Source organism: Mesoterricola sp. JemC181, from assembly GCF_055384585.1.
This window is the reverse complement of sequence record NZ_AP045076.1, coordinates 4070671-4089738: the sequence shown is the minus strand read 5'-3', so window position 1 is coordinate 4089738 and position 19068 is coordinate 4070671. Positions and strand designations below refer to the sequence as shown.

Below are 19068 nucleotides of genomic sequence, written 5' to 3'. Positions count from 1 at the left end.
ACGGGAGAAATTCATGTCCGCATTCCTGGACGGCCTTCGGCTTCGTTCCAAATTCATCCTCATCCTGGCCACCCAGGCCATCCTCCTGGTCTCGGTGGCCGCCCTGGCCTGGCGCAGCCTCGCCCAGCTCCACGGAAGCCAGGTCGTGCTCTCGGACAGCCTCGAGAAGGCCTCCCGCATCACGTCCGCCATCGGGGACGCCAACCGGCTCCGCGTCCTGCACGTGGCCATGCTCGGGGCCGCGAGGTTCCCGGAGCACACCCAGAAGCTGGCGGGCATGGCGGAAAAGGTGGACGCGCGCTTCGTGAAGGAGCTGGATGAACTCCAGGCCCAGGCCTGGGATCCCTCCGACCGGGCCAAGGTGCGCAGCCTGGTGGCCCTCCTGGGGACCTACCGGAGCGGCTTCGCGGGGGCCTTCGCCGAGGCCCGCCGCGACCTTTCCCGCCTCCCGGCCCTCATGGACATCGGCTCCGCGGAGCTGGCGGAGGCCCGGTCCCAGCTGGAGGCCCTCCAGGAGGACCAGCGCCGCAGGGCCCAGGACATCGTGGCCCGCGACACCGCCTACGCCGCCACCCAGAAGGCCATCGTCGCCGGGGCCGTGGCCCTCGCCCTGGCGCTGGGGATCCTCATCACGCTGACCCTGAGCCGCAGGGTGGAACGGGCCGCCAAGGAGATCGGCGAGGCCATGGACGCCCTCCGGAGGGGTGATCTCACCCGGGCCCCGAAGGTCCTGGGCGGCGACGAGCTGGGCTTCATCGCCCGGAGCCTCGGCGAGGCCCTCCAGCAGCTGCGGGAGGACCTGAAGGCCATCGCGACCATCGCGGAGCGCTCCGCCTCGGGCGCCCTGGAGCTCTCCACCACCGCCACCCAGCTGGCCTCGGCCACGTCCGAGATCAGCCAGGGGGCGGAGCGCCAGCGGGAGGAGGTGGGCCAGTCCACCTCCGCCGTCCGGGCCCTGGCGGCCTCCCTCCAGGAGGTCCAGGCCGTGGCCCTGTCCGCCAGCACCCTGGCCGCCAGTTCCCTGCAGGCCAGCGCCCGCGGCCTCGGCGAGGTGGACGCCTCCGTGGAGGCCATGAAGGGGATCCTGGACAGCTCCCAGAAGGTGGGCCGCATCAACGGGGTCATCTCCGACATCGCCCGGCAGACGAACCTGCTCTCCCTCAACGCGGCCATCGAGGCCGCCAAGGCCGGCCAGCAGGGCAAGGGGTTCGCCGTGGTGGCCGAGGAGATCCGCAAGCTGGCCGAACGCAGCGGCAGTGCCGCCAAGGAGATCCAGGGCCTCATCGCGGAAAGCGGCGAGCGGGTGGACGTCGGTTCCCGGGCCGTGCGCATGGTCAGCGACAGCCTGGGGACCATCGAAGGCAACCTGAAGGAGCAGGCGGATTCCGCCATGGGGGCCGTGGGGGTGCTGGAGGCCCGGTCCGCCGAGAGCCAGGCCATCCTCGCCGGCATGGCCTCGACCCTCGGCATCACCGAGCGCACCGCCACCGCGACGGTGCAGCTGGTGTCCAGCCTGGAGGAGACCGGGCGCACCGTCGAGGACCTCTCGGCCGTGGCCCAGGACCTGCGCCAGCGGCTCACCCGGTTCCAGTACGCCTGACCGGAGGCCTTCAGTAGTCGATGCCCTTCCAGAAATTCGGCGTCTGGACGACCTGGTAGCGCTCGGGATTGGCGCGCACCAGGGCGTCGGCGGTGGCGTTCCACGCGGTGCCGTGGGCGTTCTGGCGGGTGTCCAGGATCACGGTCTGGTCGAGCAGGTAGTTGTGGAAGCCGGCGTTGGTGCGGTCCCGGCTGTCCTGGTTCGCGCGCCAGGCCTGGTGCTGGCGCTCGTTGGCGGCATTGGAGGCGTCCGAGGCGGCCTTGGCGGCGGCGCCGATAGCCTTGATGCGGGCGATGCCGGGGGCGGCGATGGCGGTGGCCTGCTGATTCACGACGGCCGGGTTCATCTCGAAGCTGGCGAAGAGGGACTCCAGGGTGGCCCGCTCCCGGTCGGCCAGGGCGACGGGACAGAGGGTGATGAAGATGATCACCAGGTAGGTTCCCGAGACGTAGTTGCCGGTGCTCAGGACCACGTTCATCTCCCGCATGCCCTTGCCGTCGGGGTTCACCTGCCCCGTGGCGTGGACGCAGGATTGGCCCCTGGGACTGGGCACCTGCTCCACCTTGTCGAAGCGGCAGTTGCCTGAGTTCAGGGTCAGGCCGTTGAGCTTGTAGAACTGATGGAACCGGTCGGGGAAGGCCTTGACCGGGTCCACGTTGAATGGGCAGACGATCGAGCCGGCCGTATGGGGGCGGATCCCGCTCTGGGCGAGCCGGCGGGTTCCGGGATCGGTGAGGTCATGGGCCATCCGGGTCTGGTTGAAGTAGACGATCTGCCCCTGGGGGCCGGTGACCTTCGCGCTGCCGCCGCCGCTCTGGGGATCGAGCTGCCAGCCATCCGGAACGGCGAGGGTGGCCGACCGGTCCCGCAGCGTGAGGGTGTGCATGGGGGCGATGCGGCCCCGGGCCGGGGCCGGTGCCGCTTCCCCGGCCGGGCTCCAGACCCCGAAGAGCTGGGTCAGCATGGGGTTGACCGTTTTCCCGAAGCGTTCAGCGTCATCCGTCACCAGGGCCGCCTCCAGGTGGCCCGGGGCGCCGTCGGCGGCGATCACCATGCCCGCCACGGCCTTGTTGCCCCGGGTGCGGCGGGTGACCGTGAAGAAGACCGCCACGGAGCGGGTGCCGCGCACCTGGAAGGGCTTGCCGACCTTGGGCCGCTCGCCGCACTGGGTGTGCACGGAGCGGAGCACCGAGCCCATGGCTGCCGCCTGGCTCCTGGCGCCCTCCACCTGCCCGTAGACGATGATCCCGCCCTGGGGGCTTTCGAGGGTCTTGAGGCCCGCCCGGGCCGGCGGCGCGGTCAGGACCAGGACGGGCACGATCAGGCACGGCTTGAACATGGTTCACTCCTCGAGCTGGAAGGGGGGCTTCTTCACTCCAGACAGCGCAAAGCCGGGCGGAAATGCCTCGCGACTTTTCCCCGGCGGCACCCGGGGAATGCTAGACTCTTGGAAATTATTCATACATTTTCTCGCGGACCCCGGAACGTTGCCAATGGAAACGCAACCTGGCGAGATCACCCTCCTCCTGGCGAAATGGCGGGACGGGGAGGCCGATGCCTTCGAGCAGCTCGTCCCCCTGGTCTACCCCCACCTGCGGGAGGTGGCTGCCGCCTATGTGCGGCGGGAGCGGGATCCGGGTCTCATGCAGGCGACCTCCCTGGTGCACGAGCTGTACCTGCGGCTGCACAACCAGCGCAAGGCCGCATGGGAGGACCGGGTCCACTTCTACACCTTCTGCGCCAAGGTCATGCGCATGATCCTCATCGACCATGCCCGGGGCACCCAGGCCCAGCGGCGCGGGGGGGCCGTCCAGCATGTTCCGCTCAGCGACGACCTGGCCTGGGTGGGCCTCGGGAGTCCGGAGCTCATCGAACTGGACGCCGCGCTGGACGCCCTGGGGCTCCTGGACCCCACGAAGGTCCAGCTCATCGAACTGCGCTATTTCCTGGGCTACACCGCCGAGGAGACCGCTTCCTTGATGAACCTCTCAAAGGCCACGGTGGACCGGCACCTGAGTTTCGCCAAGGCCTGGCTCTTCCGCCGCATGAACCCGCCCAAGGGCTGAGCCAGCCCGGCCCCGCTTCGCGCAGTCTTGATCAGAATCCCTGGAGTGCCGCCGTGTCCTCCGCCTCCTCCTCAGCTGGGAACGATCGCCCGGAACCCCTGCGGCGGGCGGAATCGCTCTTCCACGAGGTGCTCGAGGCGCCGGGGCCGCAGAGGGACCGGGCCCTGGAATCGGGCTGCGCGGGGGACGCGGCACTCCGGGCGGAAGTGATGTCCCTGCTGGAGGCCCACTACGCGGAGGAGGCCCTGGCGTCGCGGTGGTCCGGCGGAGGGCTGCGGGCCGCGGCGGCTCCCGACCTGCGGCGGGTCGGGCCCTACCGGTTGGGCCGGGTGCTGGGGCGGGGCGGCATGGGGGCGGTGTACCTGGCGGACCGGGTCGACGGCCAGTTCGACCAGCAGGTGGCCGTGAAGCTCATCGACCTGCCCCTGGCCACGGAACTGTTCCGGGAGCGGTTCCGGCAGGAACGGCAGATCCTGGCGGGGCTCGTCCACCCCTACATCGCCCGGCTCCTGGATGGCGGCGTGAGCGAGGAGGGCGAACCGTACCTCGTGATGGAGTATGTGGACGGCATCAGCCTGGAGCGCTTCTGCCGGGAGAACCGCCTCACGGTGCGGGACCGCCTCCTCCTCTTCCAGAAGGTGTGCTCCGCGGTGCACTTCGCGCACCAGAACCTCATCGTCCACCGCGACCTGAAGTCGGACAACATCCTGGTGCTGCCCGACGGCACGCCCAAGCTCCTGGATTTCGGCACCGCCAAGCTCCTGGCGCCCCAGCCCCTGCCCGGGGACTTCACCCGCCTCGGGCTCCAGGCCTTCACGCCCAGCTATGCCAGCCCCGAGCAGGTGCTGGGCGAGGCCATCACCACCGCCTCGGATACCTATTCCCTGGGGGTGCTCCTTTTCCTGCTCCTGGCGGAGAGGCCGCCCTACGAATTGAAAGAAGGCACCACGGCCGAACTGCTGCGGGTGGTCTGCACCGAGCAGCCGCCGAAGCCGTCCGCGGTTTGGCGCTCGGCCGAGCCCCCCGACGCCGACCTGGACGCCATCGTCCTGAAGGCCATGCGCAAGGAGCCCCAGGAGCGCTACCACTCGGTGGACGGGTTCGCCCGGGACATCCAGGCCTTCCTGGACGGGCGGCCGGTCCTGGCCCGGAGGGGCAGCCATGCCTACCGGGCCGCCAAGTTCATCCGCCGCAACTGGCTGGTCCTGGGGGCCGCCGCCCTGCTGTGCCTCAGCCTGGTGGCGGGCCTGGCGGGCGTACTTTGGCAGGTGCGGGTGGCCCGGCTGGAACGCAAGCGGGCGGAAGCCCGCTCGGAGGACATGAGGCAGCTCAGCAACAGCCTCCTTTCGGAAATCGACGAGGCGGTCAAACAGCTTCCCGGCTCGACGCCCGTGCGCCGCCTCCTGGTGGAGCGGGTCCTGGAGCACCTCGATCACATGGCCCGGGACGTGGCCGGGGACCGGCGCACCCGCCTGGATCTGGTGAACGCCTATACCCGCCTGGGCAACCTGCAGGGCAACCCCTACGACCAGAACATCGGCGACCGCGAGGGGGCGCTGGTGAGCCTGGGCAAGGCCCTCGTGCTGGCCAGGGCGCTTTGCGCCGGGGCGCCGGGGGATCCCGACCTCCTCGGGGTCCTCGCCCTGGCGGAGCAGTCCCGGAGCGAGGTCCTCTTCGGCATCGGACGGACCAGCGAATCCGTCGTCTCCATGCGGGCGGCCGTGGACGCCTTCGTGGCGAGAGCGGCGGGGCCGGGCGCCACGGCCACCCAGATCGCGGACGCCGGGTCGGCCTGGGGCGGCCTCGGCGACCAGTTGGGCCAGACGGGCGTGCCCAGCCTGGGGGATCCCGAGGGCGCCATCCAGGCCTACCGCATGGGCCTGGCCTGCGCCCAGCGGGCCCTGGCCGTGGACCCCGGCCACCTCCGGTCCAGGCGGGCCTTGGCCATCAGCCATTTCAAGATCGCCAACGTCCTCGCCGAAGGCGACCCCGTCAAGGCCGTGGAGGCGTACCACCTCTCCCTGGCCGCCTGGGAGGCCATCCCCGCCGCCGACCGGGCCGGCGCGGCCTTCCGCCGGGGCATCGCCCACACCTGCCGGAAGCTGGGGTTGGCCCTGAAGGAGATCCACGAGTACAAGGCCGCCCTTGCCGCGTTCCGGGAGGCCCGCGCGACCTACGAATACTTCGCCGGGGCCGATCCCCGGGACACCCGCGCCCAGTACGACCTCACGGTGGAACTCTCCAACGAGGCCGAGACCCTCTGGACGATGGCGGACCGGGACCTGAACCCCCACCCGGAGGACCCGGCCGGCGCCACCCGGTCCGCGGTGGAGCTGCTGGTCCGCAGCATGGCGGTGCTCCGGCGCCTGGTGGTCCTGGACCCCGGCAACCAGGGATGGGTCACGAACCTCGCCTACGACGAGGTGATGGCGGGCACCCTCGCCCAGGACCTGCCGTTGCGGGCCCAGGGCGCCCAGTGGTCCGCCTCGGGCATCGCCGTCCTGAAGGCCAGGGCCCAGGAGAAGGACGCCGCGATCCCGACGCTGGACCATGCCACGTCGGCCCTGCTGAGCGTGCGCCCCGAGCACCTGCGCAACCCCGGCCTGGCCGTCCAGTTCGCGCAACGCCTGGTGGCCATCAGCCGCCGCCGCAAGCCCGATTTCATGCTCAGCCTGGCCGAGGCCTATCACGCCCAGGGCAGGCTGGACCTGGCCCGCTCCACCGCAAAGGAGGGACTCGCCCTCCTGCCCCCGGTCCAGCCCGGGGCCGTGCGCTCCCGGTTGCGCAAGCTGCTGGAACGGGAGCTCCGGGCGAAAGGCTAGCTATTTCACATCTTCGGCCGGCACCTTGAGGGGCGCTGCCTTCGAAGGCACGGCCACGGGGTGCCTGCCCAGGATCTCGCCGAACCAGCCGCCCAGGGTGCCCGTGAGCTCCGGCAGGTAGGCGAACCCGTGCTCCTTGCCGGGCCGGATGCGGGTGTAGACGCCGAAGACGCCCTTCAGGGCCTGGGCGTTGGCGAGGGCGGCCGGGTCCTCCTCGGCGGCGGCCACGAACACGGAGGCCTTGGCCTGCTCCACGGCGCGGACCATGCGCAGCTCGGGCTTGTCGCCCCAGCCGCCGGCGGGGCTGAGGGCCAGGACGGCCACGGCGCGGACGCCGGGGGCGGCCACCAGGGCGGAGTACGCCCCGACGCTGGCTCCCGCGAGACCCAGGCGGCGGCCGTCGATGCGGGGCTGCCTGCGCACCCACTGGGCGGCCTGGACCAGGTCGCTGGGGATCAGGTCGAAGCGCACGGTGGCCGAGGACGCCGCGAAGTCGGTGGTGACGGCGACGTTCGCGTCGCCCTTTTTCGTGCTCTGGCCGTGGCCGCGCAGGTCCAGGGCGAGGGTGGCGATGCCCCGGGCGTTCAGGTCGTCCACGAGGAACTTCCACCCGGTGCGGTCGGACCCGAACTGGTGCGCCAGGATCACCACGGGGCGGGGGCCCGCCTGGGCGGGGATGGTGAGGGTGCCCTTGAGGGCGAACCCGTCCCTGCTCACGAGGCTCATGTCCAGGGCCGCGGGCTGGGCGGCGGAGAGCAGGGCGGGGAGGGACAGGAGGAGGCCGATTCGCATTGGAGCTCCTTTCTGCGAGGGTCTAGCGTTTCTTCTTGTTCTTCTTTCCCTTGTCGGAACCGAAGACCTTGGCGAGGAAGCCCTCTTCCTGGGCCCCTTCGCCGTCCACGGCGCCGGGTTCGAGGAGCTGGCGCACCAGCGCCTCCTCCTGGGAGGTGAGCTTGGTGGGCACGGCCACGCGGAGGTGCAGGAACAGGTCGCCGCGGCCCGAGGCCCGCAGGCGCGGGACGCCGGCGTTGGGGACCTTCATGATCTTGTCGGCGGGCGTGCCCTTGGCGATCCGGACGGTCTCGGTGCCGTAGGGGGTCTCCACCGGATGGTTGCCGCCGAGCACCATGAGGGGCCAGGGCACCTCCAGCTTGCGGTGGAGGTCGAAGCCGTCCCGTTCGTAGGTGGGATCGTTCTCGATCTCGAAGAGGATGAAGAGGTCGCCGTGGCCGCCGCCGCCGGTGCCGGCCTCCCCCTCGCCCTGGAGGCGCAGGCGCTGGCCCTGGTCCACGCCGGCGGGGATCTTGAAGTGGACCTTGGTGCGCCGGTTGACGCGGCCCGCGCCCCGGCAGGAGGGGCAGGGGCTGGGGATGATCTGGCCCCGGCCCTCGCAGCGGGGGCAGGTCACGGCCATCTGCAGGAAGCCCTGGCGCACCGCCACCTGCCCGTTGCCGCGGCAGTTGGGGCATACCTGGGCGCTGGTTCCCGCGGCGCAGCCGGACCCCTTGCAGGTGTCGCAGGCGTCCTGCCTCGGGATCTCGATCTCCTTGTTCTCGACCCCGAAGATGGAGTCCTTGAACGAGATGCGGAGGTTGTACTGGAGGTCGGAACCCCGTTCGCCGCCTCCGGAGGAGCGCCTGCGGCCCCCGCCCCCGAAGAGGTCGGCGAAGATCCCGCCGCCGCCCCCCCCGAAGAAGGACCCCAGGAGGTCCTCGAAGCCGGCGAACTGGTTGGGGTCGAACTGGAAGTTCTGCCCCTGGCCGCCGGAGGAGGCGAAGCCGTACTGGTCGAAATGCTGGCGTTTGGCGGGATCGGAGAGGACCGAGTAGGCCTCGGCGGCCTCCTTGAACTTTTCTTCCGCTTCCTTGTTCCCGGGATTCTGGTCCGGGTGGAACTGCATGGCCAGCCTGCGGTAGGCCTTCTTGATCTCGTCGAGGGTGGCTTCCTTGCCTACGCCCAGTACTTCATAGTAGTCGCGCTTCATCCCACCAGAATATCACCTGGGGCGGTTTTCCGCTCCATCCTCCCCGTCCAGGGAGTTCATCATGGACTCGCTGGCCACGAGGACGGCGTTGGTGAGCAGCTTCTGCACTTCGAGGAGCTGCTCCTCCGAGGACTTGACGGCGGCCATGTCCTTGTTGGCCACGGCCATGCGCACGGCGTTGAGCGTGTCGCGCACCAGGGTCTGCTCCTCCAGGGCCAGGAACTTCCCGCACTCGGTGAAGCTGCGGTCGCAGGAGAAGAGGAGGCCCTCGGCGGAGGCGATGTACTTGAGCTCGTCGCGGCGCCTCGCGTCGGCCTCCTGGTTGTTCTGGGCCTCCCGGAGCATCGCCTGGATCTCCAGCTCGGACAGGCCCGAGGAGGGCCGCATGCTCATGCTCTGCTCGAGGCCCGTGAGGAGGTCCTTGGCGGAGACCTTCACGATGCCGTTGGAGTCGATCTCGAAGGCCACCTCGATCTGGGGCACGCCCTTGGGCAGGGGCGGCAGGTTGATGAGGTCGAACCGGCCCAGGCTCTTGTTGTGCTCGGCCAGCTCGCGCTCGCCCTGGAGGACGTGCACCTCGACCCGGCTCTGGTTGTCGGTGACGGTGGTGAAGGTCCGGCTGTCCCGGGTGGGGACGGTGGTGTTGCGCTGGATGATCTTCACGTAGCCGCCGCCCTGGGTCTCGATGCCCAGGGAGAGGGGCGTCACGTCCAGCAGCACCAGGTCCGTCACCTCGCCGGTGAGGACGGCGCCCTGGATCGAGGCGCCCGCGGCCACCACCTCGTCGGGGTTGATGTCGCGGTTGGGCTCGCGGCCGAAGAAGTCCTTCACGACCTGCTGCACCAGGGGCATGCGGGTCTGGCCGCCCACGAGGATCACCTCGTCCACGTCCAGGGCCGTCTTGCGGGCCTGCTTCAGGGCGTCCTGCACGGGGCCCATGGTGCGGGCCACGAGGTCGGCCACCATGTTCTCCAGGTCCTCCCGGGTGAGGGTGGACTCCAGGTGCTGCGGGCCGGTGGGGCCCTGGGCGATGAAGGGCAGGCGCACCTCCACCCGGTCCAGGGTGGAGAGCTCGCACTTGGCCTTCTCGGAGGCCTCCTTGAGCCGCTGGAGGGCCATGCGGTCCTTGGTGAGGTCGATGCCGGTCGAGTTGCGGAAGTGCTCCACCAGCCACATGAGGATGGCCTGGTCGAAGTCCTCGCCCCCCAGGAACGTGTCGCCGCTGGTGGCCAGCACCTCGAACACGCCGTCGTTCATCTCCATGATCGTGAAATCGAAGGTGCCGCCGCCGAAGTCGTAGATTGCCAGGGTCTGCTTGAGGCCCTTCTTGTCCAGGCCGTAGGCCAGGGCCGCGGCGGTGGGCTCGTTGATGATGCGCTGGACGTTGAGGCCGGCGATGCGCCCGGCGTCCTTCGTGGCCTGGCGCTGGGCGTCGTCGAAGTAGGCCGGGACCGTGATGACGGCGTCGGAGACCTCCTCGTGGAGGAAGGCCTCGGCCGACGCCTTCAGGGCCTTGAGGATGATGGCCGAGATCTCGGGGGGGGCGTAGCCGCGGTCGCCCACGCCGAGCCAGGCGTCGCCGTTGGGGGCCTTGACCACCGGGAAGGGCAGCTTGCCCATGGCCTCCTGCACCTGGTCGGAGCCGAACTTCTGCCCGATGAGGCGCTTGACCGCGAACAGGGTGCGCTGGGGGTTGGTGACGGCCTGGCGCTTGGCGATGTGCCCCACCAGGACGTCGCCCTTGTCGGTGAATGCCACCACCGACGGCGTGGTGCGGCTCCCCTCCCGGTTGGGGATGACGCGGCGCTCTCCGCCTTCCATGACGCACGCGCAGCTGTTGGTGGTTCCCAGGTCGATTCCGATGAGCTTGCCTGCCATTGCGTTACTCCCGAGTGGGCGATGTGGGCGTTACGGTGTTCAGGAGGGATCCTGCGTGGGATCCCCTTCGGGATGGTTGTTGACGATGACCCGGGCGGGCCTGAGCAGCTGGTCGCGCAGGTAGTAGCCGCGCTCGTAGATGGCGGCCACGGACCCGTCGGGGAGACTGGCCTGGCTCGTGGTGGTGAGGGCCTCGGCATGCTGGGCGTCGAAGGGGTCGCCGACGTTCAGGGTCAGGGGCTCCACGCCGGCCTTGCGCAGGGCCTCCTGCATCTGGCGGTGGATGAGGACCACGCCGGCGTGGAAGTCCTCGAGGCTGGTGTAGGTGGCGTTGATGCAGCGCTCGAAGCTGTCCAGCACGGGCAGGAGCTCCAGGAGCACCTTGCGCTCGGCCAGCGTCACGGCCAGCTGCGTCTCGCGGCCCACGCGGTTCCGGTGGTTGGTGAAGTCGGCCATGAGGCGGTGGTGCTTGTCCTTGTGGTCGGACTCGGCCTTCTCCAGGGCCTCGAGGCGGGCCCGGGCCTTGGCCAGCTCGGCCTCCAGGTCCTCCCGGCTCATGCCCGCCGTCTCCGCGGGCGCTTCGGGCGCGGGCGGCTCGTAGTCGCCGATCTCGTCGGCGAGGGCCTGCAGATCCGCCCCTTCGCCAAACTCCTCCTGGGTCAGATCGACGGTGAGGTCATTTTCCGGGAGGAGGGGATCGGCGGGGAAGTCCGTGGTTTGGGGTTGGATTTTTTCGGTCATTGAGTACTCGATAATGAAATGTTAAGGGGACTGCGTCAAACAGATGTGGGCTTCCGTCTCTGGATTTCATCCGACCACCACGCCAGGCTCCCCGCCACCTTCCGGTAGTCCAGGCGCAGGGGGCCCACCAGGGCGAAGGTGACCTGGGCGCTCCTGTTGATGGTGACCGTGCGCAGGGCGGTGGCCAGGGGCATCTCCTGGAAGAAGGGGTTCTCCGAACCCAGGAGGAGCTGGACCTCGGACGTGGCCGCCACGGCGAAGGCGTTGAGGAGGTGGGCGAGGCGCTCGTGCTGCTCGAAGGCCTCCACCAGGTTCCGGAAGCGGGAGGGGTCCAGGAACTCCGGGCACCGGCCCATCTCGCCCAGGCCGGCGACCACCAGGGGGGAATCCATGGGCTGGGTCATGCGGGAGGCCAGTTCCGACAGCCGCCGGCTGAGTTCCCGGGCGTCGGAGGCCTGGCCCTCCAGGTCGGTGATGAGCCGGTCCCGCATCTCGGGAAGGGAGCACCCCCCGAAGTGGGCTGTTGCGAAGTTCCCCAGTTCCACCAGTTTGGTCGCGGGGAAGCCCCAGCGGTTCTCCATGATCTGGTGTTCGACCTCGCCGCCGGTGCCCACCCACACCGTGACGATGCGGGCCGGGGGCTTCCCCGGGCCCAGGGGGACGAATTCGAGCCGCACCAGGCGGCTCCGGGTGAGGTGCATGGGCAGGGCGACGCAGATGCCCTTCATGGCCTCGCTCAGCACCCGGCTGGCGTTGCGCAGCCACTGGGCGTCCCCGGCCTGCCCCTCCACGCCTCCGATGGCCTCGGTGAGCCGGGCCCCCAGGATGGGGTCGGGGCGGATGGGCTGGACGAAGTGGTCCACGTAGTAGCGGTAGGCCTTTTCCGTGGGCACGCGGCCCGCGGAGGTGTGGGGCTGGTCCAGGAGGGCCTCGTCCTCCAGGTCCGCCAGGACGTTGCGGATGGTGGCCGAGGAGAAGGAACCCGGGATGCGCTTGGACAAGAGGCGCGATCCCACCGGCTCCCCCTCGACCAGATAGGTCTCGATGAGCGCCTTCAGGACGGATTCGCTGCGAGGAGAAAGGTTGAGCGCCAAGGTGGGAATTTCCGGGTCGCAGACGGTGCCCGTCGTGCGTGTCCCAACTATACTTCATTTTTCGCTCTTTCCTGGAGGTCCCCCATGACGTTTAGATCATCCCTCTTGCTTACCGGGATCCTTGGTTCCTTCATCATCTGCGGGCAGCTTTCGTGCGACCGCAAGCCCACCGAGGCCGAGATCCAGGCCCAGGCCGCCGCCAAGGCCGCCGATGAACGGGTGGCCCAGCTCGAAAAGGAGATGGCCGACATCAAGGCGGGCAAGCACGCTTCGGCCGGCGACGCCGACACGGTCCAGCACATGTCCAAGGCCCAGATCAAGGCCCTGGACCGCCGCCTGGCCGATGCCAAGAAGAACGCCACGCTGGCCCACCAGGACGTCCAGACCCTGGCGGCCGCCCCCAAGGCCGAAGCCGTCAAGGCCGTCATCGTGGACGTGCCCGCCGGGACCCAGGTGGCCGTGGCCCTCGGCCGGGAGCTGAGCACCGAGAAGGACCAGGCGGGGGACGCCTGGGAAGGCACCCTGGTCGAGGACGTGACGGTGGGGGGCCGGGTGGCCTGGCCCAAGGGGACCCCCGTCAAGGGGGTCGTGGCGCAGAGCACACCGGCCGGCCGGCTGCAGAGCGGGCAGGGCGGGCTGGGCATCCAGCTCTCCACCGTGGGCCGCAATGACGTTGAGGCCGGCACCTACCTGGTGGTGGGCGACAAGCGCGGCGAGCGCAACGCCAAGTTCATCGGCGGCACCGCCGCCCTGGGCGCCCTGGTGGGCATCCTCTCCAGCGGCAAGCACCAGGGCGACCACGCCCTGGGCGGCGCGGCCATCGGAGCCGCCGCCGGCACCGCCGTGGCCGCGGGCACGGCCGACACGATCATCCGGATCCCCGCCTCGAAAACGGTGACCTTCACCCTGAGCCAGCCGGAACGGGTCATCCTGAAATAGACTGGAGGCATGTACAAGCTTCTGGCCTCCATCTGCGACGTCTGCCGCCGCCTCCACGCGCGCAACCTCCTGGCCGCCGCCGACGGCAACGTCAGCGTGCTCCTGGACGACGGGCGGATCGCCATCACCCCCTCGGGCGTGGCCAAGGCCCGCATGGCGCCCGGGGACCTGGCCTACCTGGCCAGGGACGGCCGGATCGTCTCGGGCCGGCCCAGCACGGAGCGCCTCATGCACCTGGCGGTGTACAAGGCCTGCCCCGAGGCCCGGGCCGTCGTGCACGCCCATCCCCCCACCGCCATCGCCTTCAGCCTGGCGCATCCGGAGTGGTCCAGCCTGCCTTCGGACGCCCTGCCCGAGGTGATCCTGGCCGCCGGGACCATCCCCTTCGTGCCCTACGCCCGTCCGGGAACGGCCGCCATGGGGGAGGTCCTGGCCCCCTTCCTGCCGGACCACCGCCTCCTGGTGCTGGCCCGCCACGGCGCCCTGGCCTGGGGAGAGACGCTGGAAGAGGCGTACAACGGCATCGAGCGCCTGGAGCACGCCTGCCAGATCCTCAAGACCGCCATCGATCTGGGCGGCGCGCAACCCCTGCCGGAGGCCGAGGTGGAAGCCCTCCGCCAGGCCCGCCGGAAATCCGGAAGGAAACTCCTGTGAAGCAAGCCGACTCCCTCGCCCTCCGCCACGACGGCCGCAGGCTGTGGATCCTCGACCAGACCCTCCTCCCCCACCGGGAGGAATGGCTGGAGGTGGGCGATCCGGACGCCATGGTCCTGCACATCCGGCGCCTGGCGGTGCGCGGCGCGCCGCTCATCGGCGTGGCCGCGGCGCTCTCCCTGGCGACCTTCGCCCAGGACGGCGCCGGCCCCGACCGGCTGCGCCTGGCCGCGGCGCACCTGCGCCGGGCGCGCCCGACGGCCGTGAACCTCATGTGGGCCATGGACCGCCTGGGAGCCGTCCTGGAGGGGGGCCGCTGCAAGGACGACGTGGTGGTGGCCGAGCTGATCGCCGAGGCCGAGGCCATCTTCGTGGAGGACGTGGCGCTGTGCGAGGCCATGGCGCGCCAGGGCCTGCCGCTGTTCGGCGCGGGGGAGGCCGTGCTCACCCACTGCAACTCCGGGGGCCTTGCCACCGCCGGCATCGGCACCGCCCTGGGGGTGATCCGCCGGGCCTGGGAGGCCGGGAAGGTCAGCCACGTGTTCGTGGACGAGACCCGGCCCCTCCTGCAGGGGGCCCGCCTCACGGCCTGGGAACTGGCCCGCCTGGGCATCCCCCACACCCTCCTCACCGACAGCATGGCGGCCATCCTCCTGCGGGACGGCCGCGTGCAGCGGGTGCTCCTGGGCGCCGACCGCGTGGCGGCCAACGGCGACTTCGCGAACAAGGTGGGCACCTACGGCCTGGCCGTGCAGTGCCGCCACCACGGCGTCCCCTTCCACCCCGTGGCCCCCTGGTCCACCGTGGATCTGGCCTGCCCCGACGGCGCGGCCATCCCCATCGAGCAGCGCGACGCCGCCGAGGTGCGCGGCGCCTGGGCCGCGTCCACGACCCCGGCCTTCAATCCCTCCTTCGACGTGACCCCGGCCGACCTTGTAACCAGCCTGGTGACCGACCGGGCAGTCCTCCCAGCCGCCGAACTCGCAGCTGGCCGGTTAGCAACCCTTTGATTCCTTATCTTTTATCCCCGTCCCCGGCCATCCCCGGCGAAAGATCCTCCGGGGCTCGGCGACAACCCTCCCAAGGACAGGCACCCGGTTTCATTAAGCCATTAATAGCCAGGGTTGGACGGGGATAAAAGATGATAAAAAAGAATTTATATCTGCCTATTTGACTGCCCGGTTCATCCTCAGCCAGTCCAGGGGACCCGTGGCCTCGATGCCGCCCTCTTCCCGGATCAGGCACCAGCAGTCCTCGTCCCGGATCTCGGGCGCGTGCACCGATCCCCGGGCGTGATGCACCCAGTCGCCCGCGGTGAGGGCCAGGCCCTTGTCGTTCATCCTGCCGGCGAGGACGAGGATGCTCTCCGAGCCCAGGTGGCGGTGGGCCTTGGCCCGGACGCCGGTGGGGGAGAAGGCCAGGATCAGCCGGAGCCCGCGCTGGGGGTCCTTCAGGAGCTCCACGCGCCGCCTGCCCTGGGCGCCGTCCACCCAGTGCCACTGGTCCTCGGGGGGCAGGCGGTCCAGGATGCCCTGGGGCAGATGGTAGGGACCGGGCTGGGGCCCCCGGGCGCTGGCCACGGTCTGGTGGGCCTGGGCGAGGATGGCCAGCGGCAGGTCGGGCCCGGCCTCCAGCAGGTCCCGGGCCTCGGCGGGCACGGGCGTGGCGGGCCAGGCCCGGGGCCCGGTGCGGCCCAGGGCGGCCAGGGCGCCGTCGAGGGCGGCCTCGGCGGCCTCGGGCGCCGCGGGTTCCAGGTCGTCCATGAGGACGGGCAGGGCGCGCATGGTGGCCAGGATGGCCCGGCAGGAGGGACAGAAGAGAAGGTGGAGCCGGACCAGGAAGGCCTGCCACAGGGAGAGCGACCCGTCCTCGAAGTCCGAGAGCAGGGTGCTGGTAGCTTCGCACGTCAGGAACAAGCTCATCCCCGCCTCCCCGTCATGAACGCATCCAGGAATCCCCTCAGGCCCAGGCGGGCCCGGTGCAGGCGCTGTCGAACCAAGCCCCTGCTGATGCCGAGCTTGGCGGCCACTTCGTCCGTGTTCATACCTTCCAGATCCCTCAGAATGAAGACAGCGCGCTGGTCGTCGGAAAGCTGGTTGAGTCCTTCGCGGATCTTGGCCCGCAGCTGGTCCCGCTCCACGGACACCAGGGCGATCGCGTCCTGGCTCCAGTCCCGCATCCTGTCCGTATTCATGAGATGCCCGTCGGGCGAGAAACGTGGCAAAAAATCTTCGATGGCGTCTTCGCGGCGGCGGATCCGTGATCTGCGTAACATTAAGGCTTCATTTATGCAGATGCGGTAGGCCCAGGTGGAGAACTTGCTCTTCCCCTGGAACCGTCCCAGCTCCGTGTGGATGCTGATCAGGGCTTCCTGCAGCGCGTCCTGGGTGTCCAGGGTGTCCTGGAGGATCCGGTGGATGCCGGCGTAGAACAGGCCGAGGTAGGGGCGCACCAGGACGCTGAAGGCTTCCCCGTCGCCCTCCTGGGCATCGGTGATGAGCTGGCTTTCAAGCGGAGGATTCATCCAGATAACCTAGCGCGGGGAGAGGGGAATGCGAACGGTGAAGGTGGCGCCCAGGCCCGGACCGGGACTGGACGCCTTGATCTGGCCCTGGTGGAGGGTGACGATCTCCCAGCAGAGAAAGAGCCCCAGGCCGGTTCCGGGCACCTGGCGGGTCATCTCGTCGCCCACCCGGTAGAACCGCTGGAAGACCCGCGGGAGTTCCCGGGGGCTGATCCCGTTCCCGCTGTCTGTGACGGTGATGATGGCGTATTCGCCGTCGGAGTCCAGGGTGATGAGGGTGGACCGGGGCTCCGGGGCGTATTTGAAGGCATTGGACAGGAGGTTGTCGATGACCTGCCCCATGGCCTTGCGGTCCATGTCCGCATGGATGCCGATGCCCAGCTGGAGGTCCAGGCCGAGCGATCCCGCCCCCAGCCGGTGGTCCATGGACTCGGCCACCTCGCGCAGCCAGGGGGCCAGCTCCGTGGACTCGAACTTCAGGTCGAGGCTGCCCGCGTCCGCCCGGGCCACCTCCAGCAGGTTGCCGACCAGCTCCGTGAGGCGCACCAGGTCGCCGTCCATGAGCTTCTGGATCCGCGCCCGCCGCTCGGGTCCCAGCTCCCGTGTGTAGAGGGTCTCGATCCACACCCTCAGGCTGGCGATGGGCGTCTTGAGCTCGTGGGTGACCGAGGCGATGAAGTTGCGCTGGCGGAGCATGAGCTCCATCTCGGAATTGAGCTTGCGGTAGATGTAGCTGAGGCCCAGGAGCACGGCCAGGACCATGATGGCCGCCTCCCCGCCGGCCCTCCACAGGGCCAGGGTCCGCTCCCGCTCCATGGCCGTCAGGATCTCGACCCGCAGGGTGAGGTAGGCGGACTGGTCCAGGAGCATGGGATCGTCCGGCTCCACCGGGCCCGGGACCACCGCCACGTAGGGGAAGCGGCCCTCGATGGCGGCTTTGCGAACGGGCAGGGGAGGGAACTGGGGGAGCTTGGCCTCCACCGACCCCGGCTTGGCCGTGCCCGGGTCCCCCTGGAACACGATGCGCAGGATCTCGGCGCTGTCCATCTGCCAGGCCTCGGCCCGGCCCGCCCTCATGGTGGCGATCCGGGCGTTCTGCAGGTTCCTGGATTCCCGGATCTGGAGGCTGATCCACCAGGCCATCTGACTGAGCAGAATGAAGGCCACGCTCCAGAAGATGAGGCGTTCGGTGGCGGGGGGTTTGAGGTGGGCCGCTTTCATCCAAGGCTTATCATGTTGAAAAAACAGTCTGAGGCTACCTCCGGGAAATCCACAAGAGATCTTGCAAAGCGCCCCTGGACGGGCATGCTTAAAACGAATGACGTCCATCCCTCCCAACCCGTTCAAGCCGGGATCCTCCCCCAACCGCCCGGCCCCCGCCGGGCCGGTCCCCGCCGGCCTGAACCCGGGCCAGAACAACGAACTGCTGGTGGAGCTGCTCCACGGCCAGCGTCTCGTGTCCTCCCTCACCCAGGAGGTCGCCGAGCTCAAGACCCGGCTCGCGCGCAGGTCGCACCAGATGGGCGTGCTCCAGCACGTGGCCGAGATCCTCGCCGCCACGCCCAAGGCCGCCCAGGTGGCCAGCGTCGTGCAGGACGTCTTCGTCCAGGAGTTCGGGGCCCGCACCTGCATCGTGTGGATCATGGAGGACACCGGGGCCTGCTACGAGCCCCGCAGCGCCTACGGCCTGCCCCGCGCCGTGGGGGCGCGCCTGCGGCTGCCCGCCCCCAATCCCTTCCCCGGCGCGCCCATGGTGCTGTTCCAGGACCAGTGGCTGGACCCGTCCGTGCACAAGGGCTACCTCGACCCCCTCAAGCCCTCCGAGGACACGGCCCTCTACTACGTCCCCTTCGAGAACCAGCTTCTCCTCATGGGCTTCGCCATCATCGGGCTGGACGCGGGCCGGATCCTGGAGGAGGACCAGAACTCCCTCACCATCCTCCAGCGGCAGGTGGCCGCCAGCATCTACAACGCGTGGCTCTTCCGGGACCTGGGGGACCAGCGCGACACCCTGAGGCGCCAGGCCGGTGAGCTGGAGAAGGCCAACGCCGCCCTGCGGGAGGCGGACCGCTTCCGCAGCGAGTTCCTGGCCCTCACGAGCCACGAGCTGCGCACGCCGCTGACGGGCATCATGGGCTTCACCCGCCTGGTCATGGACGGCCTCTACGACGACGAGGAGGAGATGAACCGGATGCTGGCCGACAGCTACAACTCCGGCAAGCACCTCCTGGACCTCCTGAACGACATCCTGGACCTGGCCAAGATCGAGAGCGGCCGGATGCAGATCCGCATCGAGTCCTGCGCCCTCGCGGGGCTGCTGGACGAGGTCAGGACCATCGTCCAGGCCTACCCGCGCAAGCCGGAGGTGGACCTGGTCTGGCCCGAGGACGTGGACCGGATGCCCGAGATCATGGCGGACTCGGGGCGCCTGAAGCAGGTGCTCATCAACCTCCTTTCCAACGCCCTGAAGTTCACCAAGGAGGGCGCCGTGACCGTGTCGGTGGAGCGGGGCTTCGGCGAAATCGCCGTGCTCGTGACCGACACCGGCATCGGGGTGTCCAAGGAGGCCCAGACCCGCCTGTTCCAGAAATTCGTCCAGGCCGACGGCGGCCACTCCAGGGAGTACGGCGGCACGGGCCTGGGGCTGGTCATCTGCAAGCACCTCATGGAAATGATGAACGGCACCATCGCCCTGGCGAGCGAGGGAGAGGGCAAGGGGACGGCCATGACGCTCACCCTGCCCATCGCCTGAACCGGCCTCTGGAA

The 19068-nt window shown here is 69.8% G+C and carries 16 protein-coding genes; 7 read left to right on the top strand and 9 right to left on the bottom strand.

Features of this window, described 5'->3' with window-relative positions; all coding sequences use genetic code 11:
* Window positions 1–13: 13 nt before the first annotated feature.
* Window positions 14–1600, top strand: a complete 1587-nt coding sequence (locus tag ACZ5MC_RS17990; RefSeq protein ID WP_464516427.1) for a methyl-accepting chemotaxis protein — start codon at window positions 14–16, stop codon at window positions 1598–1600.
* Window positions 1601–1610: 10 nt separating this feature from the next.
* On the opposite strand, the gene ACZ5MC_RS17985 is transcribed toward ACZ5MC_RS17990, so the two are convergent.
* On the bottom strand, window positions 1611–2939 hold the full coding sequence (locus ACZ5MC_RS17985; RefSeq protein ID WP_306601859.1) for a hypothetical protein: 1329 nt from the start codon (window positions 2937–2939) through the stop codon (window positions 1611–1613).
* Between the two features lie 154 nt (window positions 2940–3093).
* Between ACZ5MC_RS17985 and ACZ5MC_RS17980 the strand changes: the two genes are divergently transcribed.
* Window positions 3094–3666, top strand: a complete 573-nt coding sequence (locus tag ACZ5MC_RS17980; RefSeq protein ID WP_306601858.1) for a sigma-70 family RNA polymerase sigma factor — start codon at window positions 3094–3096, stop codon at window positions 3664–3666.
* Between the two features lie 53 nt (window positions 3667–3719).
* Window positions 3720–6488 (top strand): serine/threonine-protein kinase, encoded by a 2769-nt coding sequence (locus ACZ5MC_RS17975; RefSeq protein WP_306601857.1) that lies wholly within the window; start codon window positions 3720–3722, stop codon window positions 6486–6488.
* Here ACZ5MC_RS17975 and ACZ5MC_RS17970 read toward each other — a convergent pair whose 3' ends face one another.
* The 5 genes from ACZ5MC_RS17970 to hrcA are packed head-to-tail and all read right to left on the bottom strand — an operon-like array spanning window position 6489 to window position 12185.
* Complete coding sequence (locus tag ACZ5MC_RS17970) at window positions 6489–7280, bottom strand: alpha/beta hydrolase family protein (RefSeq protein WP_464516426.1); 792 nt, start codon at window positions 7278–7280, stop codon at window positions 6489–6491. It lies immediately after the preceding gene.
* 22 nt (window positions 7281–7302) lie between these two features.
* Window positions 7303–8472 carry a molecular chaperone DnaJ gene (gene dnaJ, locus ACZ5MC_RS17965; protein ID WP_464516425.1) on the bottom strand — a complete coding sequence of 390 codons (1170 nt, stop codon included), beginning with the start codon at window positions 8470–8472 and terminating at the stop codon, window positions 7303–7305.
* A gap of 12 nt (window positions 8473–8484) precedes the next feature.
* Complete coding sequence (gene dnaK / locus ACZ5MC_RS17960) at window positions 8485–10350, bottom strand: molecular chaperone DnaK (protein WP_306601854.1); 1866 nt, start codon at window positions 10348–10350, stop codon at window positions 8485–8487.
* Between the two features lie 39 nt (window positions 10351–10389).
* Window positions 10390–11091, bottom strand: a complete 702-nt coding sequence (locus tag ACZ5MC_RS17955; RefSeq protein ID WP_306601853.1) for a nucleotide exchange factor GrpE — start codon at window positions 11089–11091, stop codon at window positions 10390–10392.
* 35 nt (window positions 11092–11126) lie between these two features.
* Window positions 11127–12185: a heat-inducible transcriptional repressor HrcA gene (gene hrcA / locus ACZ5MC_RS17950; RefSeq protein WP_306601852.1), complete on the bottom strand. Its 1059-nt coding sequence runs from the start codon at window positions 12183–12185 to the stop codon at window positions 11127–11129.
* An 84-nt stretch (window positions 12186–12269) separates the two neighbouring features.
* On the opposite strand from hrcA, the gene ACZ5MC_RS17945 reads away from it, so the two are divergent.
* Genes ACZ5MC_RS17945 through mtnA form a run of 3 tightly spaced genes read left to right on the top strand, consistent with a single transcriptional unit; the run spans window position 12270 to window position 14788 of the window.
* Complete coding sequence (locus ACZ5MC_RS17945; protein ID WP_464516424.1) at window positions 12270–13124, top strand: hypothetical protein; 855 nt, start codon at window positions 12270–12272, stop codon at window positions 13122–13124.
* Between the two features lie 9 nt (window positions 13125–13133).
* Window positions 13134–13778, top strand: coding sequence for a class II aldolase/adducin family protein (locus tag ACZ5MC_RS17940; RefSeq protein ID WP_306601850.1), 645 nt, complete (start codon window positions 13134–13136; stop codon window positions 13776–13778).
* On the top strand, window positions 13775–14788 hold the full coding sequence (gene mtnA, locus ACZ5MC_RS17935; protein ID WP_306601849.1) for an S-methyl-5-thioribose-1-phosphate isomerase: 1014 nt from the start codon (window positions 13775–13777) through the stop codon (window positions 14786–14788). The genes ACZ5MC_RS17940 and mtnA overlap by 4 nt, the downstream gene beginning before the upstream one ends.
* A gap of 156 nt (window positions 14789–14944) precedes the next feature.
* Here mtnA and ACZ5MC_RS17930 read toward each other — a convergent pair whose 3' ends face one another.
* From ACZ5MC_RS17930 to ACZ5MC_RS17920, 3 genes are read right to left on the bottom strand one after another with little or no spacing between them, the layout of a single operon-like run.
* Window positions 14945–15700 carry a cupin domain-containing protein gene (locus tag ACZ5MC_RS17930; RefSeq protein ID WP_464516423.1) on the bottom strand — a complete coding sequence of 252 codons (756 nt, stop codon included), beginning with the start codon at window positions 15698–15700 and terminating at the stop codon, window positions 14945–14947.
* The gene (locus ACZ5MC_RS17925) at window positions 15697–16302 is read right to left on the bottom strand and encodes an RNA polymerase sigma factor (RefSeq protein ID WP_306601847.1); all 606 of its coding nucleotides are present in this window, start codon (window positions 16300–16302) and stop codon (window positions 15697–15699) included. Before ACZ5MC_RS17925 ends, ACZ5MC_RS17930 begins: the two co-directional genes overlap by 4 nt.
* Window positions 16303–16311: 9 nt before the next feature.
* Complete coding sequence (locus ACZ5MC_RS17920; RefSeq protein ID WP_306601846.1) at window positions 16312–17523, bottom strand: sensor histidine kinase; 1212 nt, start codon at window positions 17521–17523, stop codon at window positions 16312–16314.
* Window positions 17524–17620: 97 nt separating this feature from the next.
* On the opposite strand from ACZ5MC_RS17920, the gene ACZ5MC_RS17915 reads away from it, so the two are divergent.
* Window positions 17621–19054 (top strand): sensor histidine kinase, encoded by a 1434-nt coding sequence (locus ACZ5MC_RS17915; RefSeq protein WP_306601845.1) that lies wholly within the window; start codon window positions 17621–17623, stop codon window positions 19052–19054.
* The last annotated feature ends 14 nt before the right edge of the window (window positions 19055–19068 follow it).

What these genes read in the sequence shown, in the direction of transcription:
- ACZ5MC_RS17970 (WP_464516426.1), bottom strand. Translation starts at nt 7,280, where the DNA reads ATGCGAATCGGCCTCCTCCTGTCCCTCCCCGCCCTGCTCTCCGCCGCC.
- ACZ5MC_RS17925 (WP_306601847.1), bottom strand. Translation starts at nt 16,302, where the DNA reads ATGAATCCTCCGCTTGAAAGCCAGCTCATCACCGATGCCCAGGAGGGC.
- ACZ5MC_RS17990 (WP_464516427.1), top strand. Translation starts at nt 14, where the DNA reads ATGTCCGCATTCCTGGACGGCCTTCGGCTTCGTTCCAAATTCATCCTC.
- dnaJ (WP_464516425.1), bottom strand. Translation starts at nt 8,472, where the DNA reads ATGAAGCGCGACTACTATGAAGTACTGGGCGTAGGCAAGGAAGCCACC.
- dnaK (WP_306601854.1), bottom strand. Translation starts at nt 10,350, where the DNA reads ATGGCAGGCAAGCTCATCGGAATCGACCTGGGAACCACCAACAGCTGC.
- ACZ5MC_RS17955 (WP_306601853.1), bottom strand. Translation starts at nt 11,091, where the DNA reads ATGACCGAAAAAATCCAACCCCAAACCACGGACTTCCCCGCCGATCCC.
- ACZ5MC_RS17945 (WP_464516424.1), top strand. Translation starts at nt 12,270, where the DNA reads ATGACGTTTAGATCATCCCTCTTGCTTACCGGGATCCTTGGTTCCTTC.
- ACZ5MC_RS17940 (WP_306601850.1), top strand. Translation starts at nt 13,134, where the DNA reads ATGTACAAGCTTCTGGCCTCCATCTGCGACGTCTGCCGCCGCCTCCAC.
- ACZ5MC_RS17980 (WP_306601858.1), top strand. Translation starts at nt 3,094, where the DNA reads ATGGAAACGCAACCTGGCGAGATCACCCTCCTCCTGGCGAAATGGCGG.
- ACZ5MC_RS17985 (WP_306601859.1), bottom strand. Translation starts at nt 2,939, where the DNA reads ATGTTCAAGCCGTGCCTGATCGTGCCCGTCCTGGTCCTGACCGCGCCG.
- ACZ5MC_RS17920 (WP_306601846.1), bottom strand. Translation starts at nt 17,523, where the DNA reads ATGAAAGCGGCCCACCTCAAACCCCCCGCCACCGAACGCCTCATCTTC.
- ACZ5MC_RS17915 (WP_306601845.1), top strand. Translation starts at nt 17,621, where the DNA reads ATGACGTCCATCCCTCCCAACCCGTTCAAGCCGGGATCCTCCCCCAAC.
- ACZ5MC_RS17930 (WP_464516423.1), bottom strand. Translation starts at nt 15,700, where the DNA reads ATGAGCTTGTTCCTGACGTGCGAAGCTACCAGCACCCTGCTCTCGGAC.